Origin of the sequence: Streptomyces sp. NTH33 (assembly GCF_003236365.1) — a bacterium.
GTDB lineage: Bacteria > Actinomycetota > Actinomycetes > Streptomycetales > Streptomycetaceae > Streptomyces.
Genome location: NZ_POTZ01000319.1, coordinates 1 through 8210 on the forward strand (window position 1 = coordinate 1; position 8210 = coordinate 8210).

3 protein-coding genes are annotated in these 8210 nt (G+C 69.1%); all 3 read right to left on the reverse strand.

What is annotated here, in order from left to right:
• Positions 1–76: 76 nt before the first annotated feature.
• Positions 77–733, reverse strand: a complete 657-nt coding sequence (locus C1I97_RS25695; protein ID WP_111005546.1) for an aspartate/glutamate racemase family protein — start codon at positions 731–733, stop codon at positions 77–79.
• Positions 734–740: 7 nt separating this feature from the next.
• Complete coding sequence (gene panD / locus C1I97_RS25700; RefSeq protein WP_111005547.1) at positions 741–1172, reverse strand: aspartate 1-decarboxylase; 432 nt, start codon at positions 1170–1172, stop codon at positions 741–743.
• Between the two features lie 349 nt (positions 1173–1521).
• The gene (locus C1I97_RS25705) at positions 1522–7815 is read right to left on the reverse strand and encodes an ATP-binding protein (RefSeq protein ID WP_181446908.1); all 6294 of its coding nucleotides are present in this window, start codon (positions 7813–7815) and stop codon (positions 1522–1524) included.
• Positions 7816–8210: the final 395 nt, after the last annotated feature.

The window sequence follows — 8210 nt, forward strand, 5'->3', positions numbered from 1 at the left end:
GGACATGAGCCCACCCGGGTCCCCGCCCCGGCGCCGCCAGTCACCCGACGGCGCCGGGGCGGGGACCCGGGTGGGCTCATGTCCTCGGCGTCACGGCACGCACGGCCCGTGCCGCTGCCGCGAGGCCCGGGGCGGGGCTGGACAGGACCGGGACCGGAGTGGTGGCCGCATGGCGGGCCGGGGCCATGGAGGCCTGGGCCAGGACGATCATGTCGGCGTCCGTGACCCGGTCGGCCGCGGCCGCCACCTCACGCACGTACCCCTCGGTGTCACCGGCCTCGAAGCGCGGCCAGGCGGCGTCGACGAGCACGGAGCGGACGGTGACGGAGCGCCGGGCGCGGCGGGCCTCCTCGTCGACGAGCGCGACGGTCGGCGCGAGGGTGCTCCGCAGCGCCGCGAGGACGACCACCCGCGGCCCGGCGGCGACCGCGGCGGCCGCCATCGGACGGTCCACGCGCAGCACCGGCACCGAGAACCCCGCCGCTGCCGCCTCCGCTTCCGCGACGCCGCCGATGGTGGAGCAGGTGCACAGGACGGCCCGGGCGCCCTCGGCGACGGCCCCGCGCAGTACCGCCCGCACCTCGTCCGTCACCGCCGCCGGCCCCTCCCGGCGGGCCCGGCACAGCAACTCCTCGTCGACGAAGTGCCGTAGCTCCAGGTTGGGGTGGGCCCCGTCGCGCAGCGCGTCGAAGACCGGGACGTGCACCGGCGAGGTGTGCAGGAGGGCGAGCATCGCGCACTCAGCCCCGCGCTCGGACCGTCACGGCCTGCGGGCTGCGCTCCTGGCCGGAGCCCGGCACCGGCGCGGAGGGGTCGGCACCGAGCGCCACGATGCGGTTGCCGGCGTCCACGTGCACGACGCGCGGCCGAAGCTCCCGCGCCTCGGCGTCGGTCACCTGGGCGTAGCTGATGATGATCACCAGGTCTCCGGGGTGGACGAGGTGCGCGGCGGCCCCGTTGATCCCGATCACCCCGGACCCGCGCTCGCCTTCGATCACGTACGTCTCCAGCCGCGCCCCGTTGGTGACGTCGACGATGTGGACCAGCTCACCGGGCAGCAGATCGGCCGCGTCGAGCAGGTCCGCGTCGATGGTCACCGATCCCACGTAGTGCAGGTCGGCCTGGGTGACGGTGGCGCGATGGATCTTGGACTTGATCAAAGTTCGCAGCACTTTGGACTCCTAGAAGACGGCTCCCCGCCGGCTTTCTGCAGGTCAGGGGCGTCCTTCACTGTACATCGGCATGTCTTCGACTCGAAGACTTTCCAGAACATCGTGCGCCGTGGCGAGCAGGCTTCTCACCTGCGCGATCTGCACGAAGCAGCCTGCCGCGAAGCCATCAACCGGGAGCATGTACGGAAGACTGCCCCGGTCCAATGCTGATTGGATGCTGACTTACCTGATGAGTCGTCAGGTAAGTTGAGAGGTCTAGAACAAGGTGCGAACTGGGGTCAGCGGCGGTGAGGTAGAGGACCAGGGCCGGCCAGCACGCTCCTCCACCACACGACCGAGCGCTTCCGCGTCATTTCCCCTCTTCGCCATGCCCAAGGCGCATGACAAAGTCTCGGATGACGACGGTTGCGGGTGCCCGTTCGGCCAGGACTTCCAGCAGATCGGGGCGGATCGCGACGGCACAACCGGTCATCCGCGGCCAGGCGAGGTGGTAGGAGCTCCTCTCGTACTCGGTGCGCCAACAGATGAGCCGGAGGGCCAGCCCGCGGTCGTCCTCCAGGGTCAAGGGAGCCCCAGGCCGCAGGTGCAGCGCGGCACGGAGCCACCAGCCCGGTGTGAGCGTGAGGTCGGGCAGCCCCAGACCATGAGCGGCATCCCCGGCCGCAACCATGTCGCGGTCGACACCGAGCAGCGGGAAGCTGACATGTGGAAATCCGAGAGGTAGCTGCGCTGGCCCTTCAGCCCATTCAACGAGGTCACCGTCCGAGAACGGCGGGACGTCCGGGGTCCCATGGCCCCCGCGCGCCGTTACTTCCGGGCCCGAGAACCTCAAGCTGACCGAGTCGGTCGTCCGTTTATGCAACGACAGGAACCTGCGCTTCTCCACGGAAGCGAGGATGTACCAGCCATTGAGTGGCTGACCGCTCAGGACGTCCGCTTCCACCAAAGGCCGCACGGAGACGGTCTCCGCGGTTACGCCGACCATTGAATCGGCCGGGTCGTCCGGACCTGGCGGAGTCCGAAGGCCGGGGCGCGGCCAGCGCGCCGCCTCGAAGGCCAGGGGAACAATCGGGCTGTCCGTCAGTGCGGTGGCCAGTTGGTCTTCCCAGGCTCGCGGATCGAACACGCCCAAACCGTTCGAGAGCCGGTAAGCGCGGCTACCTGCTGCCGTTCTCTGGACCGCTTCTTCGATCGCCTCTTCAGTGGCGAGGTAGGCGTCCGGCGGTAGTTGTTCGTCGACGCTACGGTAGGCACGGAGCTGAGTCCTGTACCTGACTTTCGTATGCTCGCTGCCAAGCCTGCGGCGGGCATCGGCCAGGACCGCCCGGACCAGCCCCGGTTGCGCCTGCTCGGCTTCGTACAGCCGTGCGCCGGCCAGTTCTCGTACGAGCCCTTCCAGCGCCTGATCGTCTCGGTCGTCTTTCTGCCCGGAGGACGTCCACAGACGGACGGGGGGCTGCAACACGTCCGGGGCGGAAGGCCCCATGGGGACATCCGCCGCATTGATGAGCAGCCGACGGGCAAGGGCCCGGACGGTGAGCAGAGGTCCTTGGGCCAGCGCCCCGAGCGCGTCCTGGCAGTTCTCCAAGACGGCCCGGCCAGCTGGCCCCTGCTCCTCGAGGAGACACAGCAACCAGGTCAGCGTCGCCGGATCAGACGCATGCTCCAGTGCCAGGGCCACGGCGGGTGCTGCTGCCTCCGGGCGCAGTGAGACGAGAGCCCGAGCGGCAATCATCGACCGCCGCTTGGCCTCGCGTCCCGCATGGGCCACTCCCGCCAGTGCCGCGGTCGCAAAGGCGCAGTCCAGATCGCCGTGTACCGCCGCGCCAGTGTCCCGGTCGGGGGCGTAGTACGGGTAGTCGGGGTCGTCGCTGTCGTGGACTCGAGGCGCCCGACTCTCGATGACCGCCGCCGCTTCGTCCCACAGCGCGAACCCCAAATCGAGGGAGCTGTGCCCGGGCAGGCCGACGGCCTGGCGGGCGAAGGCGTAGATCAGCGCCTGTGTGACACCGTGGGTGCCGTATCGGCCGGTGCTCACGATGGCTTCTGCCTCTTCGGCGACGACGCGGAAGGTGAGGACCGGATCGATCTGCGCGGCTCTGCTCAGGGCGTCGAGGGACGTCTCCCCGCCGAAGTTCAGCCACCCGCCTTGCCCGCGTGTCCGCACCCAGGTCAGTGCGTACGCTTCGGCGGCCAGGCCGCCCTGGCCGTGTCGTTCGAGTCCCTCCGCGAGCTGGCGCAGGAGGAGGGGGCCGTCACGGAAATCGAACGGTCCAGCGATGGCCCTCAGGACTTGTAGAGCTTCGTCGGCACGTCCTTCGTCTGCGAGGCTGAGCAGCCGGTAACCGACGAGGTTTGTCATGCGGTCAAGGGCCTGCTGCGGTGTACCGGTTCCGTAAGGCCGCTGGCGCCATTCCCTCAGTGCTCGGATCAGACCGACAGGGCCAGGGGGTACGGGTGGCAGCACCATACCGGCCAGCAAGTCCCCGGCCGCGGGTGGCGGCGCCGGTTTCGGCGAGCCGCTCCAGCTCCGGGATTCCTCTGCGACCGGTAGGTGCGGAAGGGGCTTGATGCTCGGGCCACCACCACGTTGGGCCGCGGTGTTGAGTGCAGCGACCCGTCGCTCGTCTGACGCCTTCGTCTCGTCACCGTCGGAGGAGTCGTAGCGCACCGGCCGCTCGTCCGCCCGGCTCAGTGCGCAGCGGAGCAACTCCGATACGCCGTCAGGCATCGAAGGACCAGACGTCTGGATGAGCCGGTCCAGTACCGCCGCGTCCCCATCCAGGAGCGGACTGTCCAGGGTGAGGCGGAGCGCCGTTGCCACGACCGGATCCGCCTCGTCCTTCCAGCTGTGCCAGAGGTTCTCCCGCGCACCGTGGAGGAGGTCGTTGGGGCCGTTGCAGTCGCCGAAGATCCCGGTGGCGGCGAGCCGGGCGAGGGCGACAGGATCTGCCCCGGCCAGTGTCCGCCACCACTCCCGCCGGGCGGCGAGGGTCTCCTTGCCGTCGGTGTGAAGGGCCAGGCGTTCGCACAGCGGCTGGAGCTGCGCCACCCGCGCCCTGCCCCGGGCCGGGTCGGCGGCGACAAGGGCGGACAGCGGATCCAGGACCTCATAGACAGTGATGTCCTTGTGCCAGCCGTAGGCCACTAGGAAGCGGCAGGCTTCCAGCCAGCGTGCCTCCGCCCCGGCGGGTTCACCTGCGGCGAGGGCGAGGCGCGCGTGGGTGAGGAGGTACCCGGCGAGGTCGCTGTAGTAGCGTCCGCCGGCCTGCTGCTCAAACTCGCTCTGGATGGTTTCGTCCACACTGGCCCGCCGTGCAGGCGTCGCCTGCTCGACGGCGATCGAGAGCAGTAGGTCGGCGGGCAGTGGACCGCCCAGTTCACCGCGCAGAGTAGTGCTGATCCCCCGGCTGACGCGGGTGAGTGTCTCCCACGCCTGCGGCCAGTCATCGTCGGACAGGAGCACGACCGCTCTGCGCACCGTCACCTCAATGAGAGGGTGTATCGCGTAGAGGTCGCACGCACGCGGATTGCCGGCGAAGGGCCTGAGGTCTCCGGTCAGGAGCCCGAGGGCTTCCACCGCCAGGCCGGACCGGAGGTCCACACTGGCGGATTCGGCGCGTACGAGGGTGATCACAAAACGCAGCCAGCAGGGATACCATCCCGGCCCTTGGACGAGCGCCTCCGCCGCATCCAGTGCCAAGGGATCGGCTGCTGCAGCGACCGCCAGCGCGTCGAGCCATCGGGCGACGGCCTCGGGACTCCAGCGGACGCGTTCCTGCTGTATGTCACGGGTGAGTGAGAGCAGCACGTCGCGCCGGACCGGGGGACTGTCCCCCGTCAGGTCTCCGGACAGGTCGTCCGCAGCGGCCCCCAGCGCCAGCAGCCGGTGCACCGTCCCCGGCCGATGCCCCAAGCCGGCGGCCTTCCGGGCCCAGTGCGCTGCGCTGCCCGGCTGTCCGGGGACCGCACCGGCAGCAATCTGCTCGGCGAGCGAGAGACACACCGGGCCGCCCGCTGTTAGTCGTGGTAGCAGGCCGGTGACAGCATCGGTTCCCACAGTGTCGAGCAGCGCCTTCACGACGGCGTCGGCCACTGACTGGTCACCGTGCTCATCGAGCCGCTGGGCGATGGTGTCCAGCGACACTGGTGCGCTGAGTTTGTCCTGCCCTGGCCCCTCCTCCTCTGTCCCCCGGTATGCCGCGGACAGTCGCAGCCGGCCGCGCAGCCAGGCCAGGCTGACGGCCCGGTCGGAGTCTTCTCCGTAGGAGGTGTTGTCGGATTCGTCCTCGTGCTGAAATGCCGTCATGTATTCACCCCAGGGCGCCACGGCACCTGCGGCATCAAGGGCCGCGCACATTTGCAGGCCCACCCGGGCGGGCATTACCGTCCGTCCGTCGTACAGGAGCCGGTCCGCCATGGTCTGAGCCCCGAGCAACGCGATGGGCACGTCGGCGAAGTCCAGCAGCACCGAGTCGAAGCGCTCACCCTCGTAAGTCTGCGCAGCCCGGGCCAGCTCGACGCAGCGCACGACGAGCGGCCAGTTTCCCGATCGGGCGGCGCAGCGCAGCCCGGTGGCCAAGTTGTCCCTGATCGCCGAGGCCGGGAATGCGGCAGAGACGGCGCGGGCGACGAAGTCCCGCCCGATGTGGCTGAGCACCTCGGTGTCGCGCCCAGCCTCGGCGAGGATCCGCAGAAGCCGTCGGAAAGCCCTCGGGTCCTCGAACAGTCCCCTGCCGGACAGCCATGTAGCGATCAGCGCCAGCGTCGACTCCAGGGCATTAGGATGGTCCTCGTATCCGAGGCGCAGGTAGCGGGCGAACGACTCGTGGTACACCCGTACCTCGCCCTGTCCGGTCCGCTCGGAGAGCACCGGGGCCAGGACCTTCAGCGCACGATCGATCCGGTGTCCTCGGTCCGGGACGATCTGCCCGAGTTCCTCGCGAGTGACCGGCATGCCGAGTAGGGCGATGATGTCCGCGACGACATCGGCTTCGGCACCGAGGGCCTCGTAGAGGTGGGCGTAGTAGTCCTCCAGTGAATCGCGGTACGGGGGAAGCGCCCGGACGGTTGCAGCGGCGTCCGCAATCGTCTCTGGGCGCAGGGCGACCTCACGGCAGAGGTACGTCGCGTACAGGGCATTCCCACCTGAGCGTTCCTGCAGCGCGTCGAGGAATTCCGTCACGTCCCGGCCGTCGGTCAGCAGTGCCTCGGCCTGGCTGCTTCCCTTCAACGGGACGAGCCCGAGCCGCTCGGCCATGCCACGGAGTTCTTCCGACGCGAGCGACGGTACGGCGACGGTGGCTGCCCCTGCCTGTCTGAGGGGGTCGAGATGGGTCCCTGGCTGGCTGAGGACGATGAGCACGCTGCCAGCTGGGAGCGGCAGCGAGCTGAGCACCTCGGCAAGGGCCAGCGACGGGTCCGCTCTCCTGGTCCTCCCGCCATGTACGCGGGTGACGTGGTCCAGCCCATCCACGACGAGCGCCACTCTCCGGGCGGGATCCTTGCGGAGGGCGGTCGCCACCGCGTTCGTCAGTGCCTCCTCGTCGGCGGCGAAACGCGGACGCTGATCGTGGACAAGGCCCGGATCCGCCTCGGCCAGCCGACCGAGCAGGCTGCCGAAGACCGATTCGGTCATCACCCGGGCCAGTTGGTCGCCGTCGGCGTCACCCAGGTAGCAATAGTGTTCGGCGACCAGCCATCCGTCATGTGTGAGCTGCTCGACCAGTTGCTGGCACGCCCAAGACTTCCCCTGCCCCGGAGGGCCGGTCACCAGCAAGACGTCTCCGTCGGCCGCGGCGGTCCCGGCAGCCTCCTCCAGGGCACCGACCGCGCCTGGCCGCTCCACTTCCAGGGTCCGATCGACGGGATGCGCACGTAGGACGGCGCCGAAGTCCTGGCGCAGCTGGGCCCGGCGGAGCAGTTCTTGCGATGTGACCTTGATGCCCCGCTGACGGGCGGCCCGGACCGTGCGGATCAGCGCCTCGGCCACGTCGGCTGGCAAGCGCCCTTCGTTGGGGTGGATACCCGCACCGAGTTCGCCGCGCACACGTTGGAGGAGAAGCTGCTCAGCTGGCCCCGGCCGCTGAAGGTCCATCGTCATGGGCGGCGCGGCAAGCTCCACGACCAGGTGCTCGCAGAACCACTCCAGATCTTCCTTGGAGACGGCCGTGTCACCTTCAGCCAGGAACCTGAAAACGTTTCCCGCCTTGCGCCTGCCCTGCGCTGGCAGCTCGACCCCCCGCCAGAGAGCATCGGCGTCGAACCTCAAGAGAGTGGTGTTCATGCCCGCCAGAAACGGCGCGTCAGACGCGCGTGCTGGCACCATGACCGCGCGCAGTACAGCATCATCCGGTGGTGCGTCCCGCATCACGATGCGCAGCCGGACTGTACGGGCAGAGGCCCCCGGGCCGTCGCGGTCGGCGACGGCAGCTGCCACGAGGCGATCCAACCTCAGCCCACGGCCGTCCGAAGTAAACGTATCGTAAGCGAGGGGATGATCGTCGTTGTCCGAGTGCTTGAACTGGGTCCGCTCACGACATCCGTCCACCCCGATGACCGTGAGATCATCAAAACGGTCGTCCGGTACCAGTTTCTCGTCAACGTGCACGGCGACGATCCCGCCCAGCAGCAGGTCCACCACACGACATGCTTCTAGCAGGTCCTGGTACTCATATCCGCGATGTGCGGCAGTCAGATCACCCATGTCCTGTGCATTGTCTCGGGTTGGGCGCTTATAGGAGGGAAAACGAGAGCGATACCCCCCTCTGAACGAGCGACGAGGCGCAGGTATGGCGCATGGAGTGCGGCGGATGGTGTGGGGCGGGCTGCGGCTCGCCGTCGCTGCCGAAGTAGCAGGCGCCGTCGGGGGCCAGCCACCAGCCAGTCCTTCAGCGCCAGTTGCGTCGTTGAGAAGCTGTTGTCTTTCCGGACGTGAGGACTGCGTTTTCGCTGGTGGGGCATAGGGGCGGCGATCTGGTGGGAGTGACGAACTGTCATGTCGTCGCTGCTGTGGGGGTCGTGGATGCCGTCGGTGGT

Coding starts and splice junctions, on each gene's coding strand:
- C1I97_RS25695 (WP_111005546.1), bottom strand. CDS start 733: ATGCTCGCCCTCCTGCACACCTCGCCGGTGCACGTCCCGGTCTTCGAC.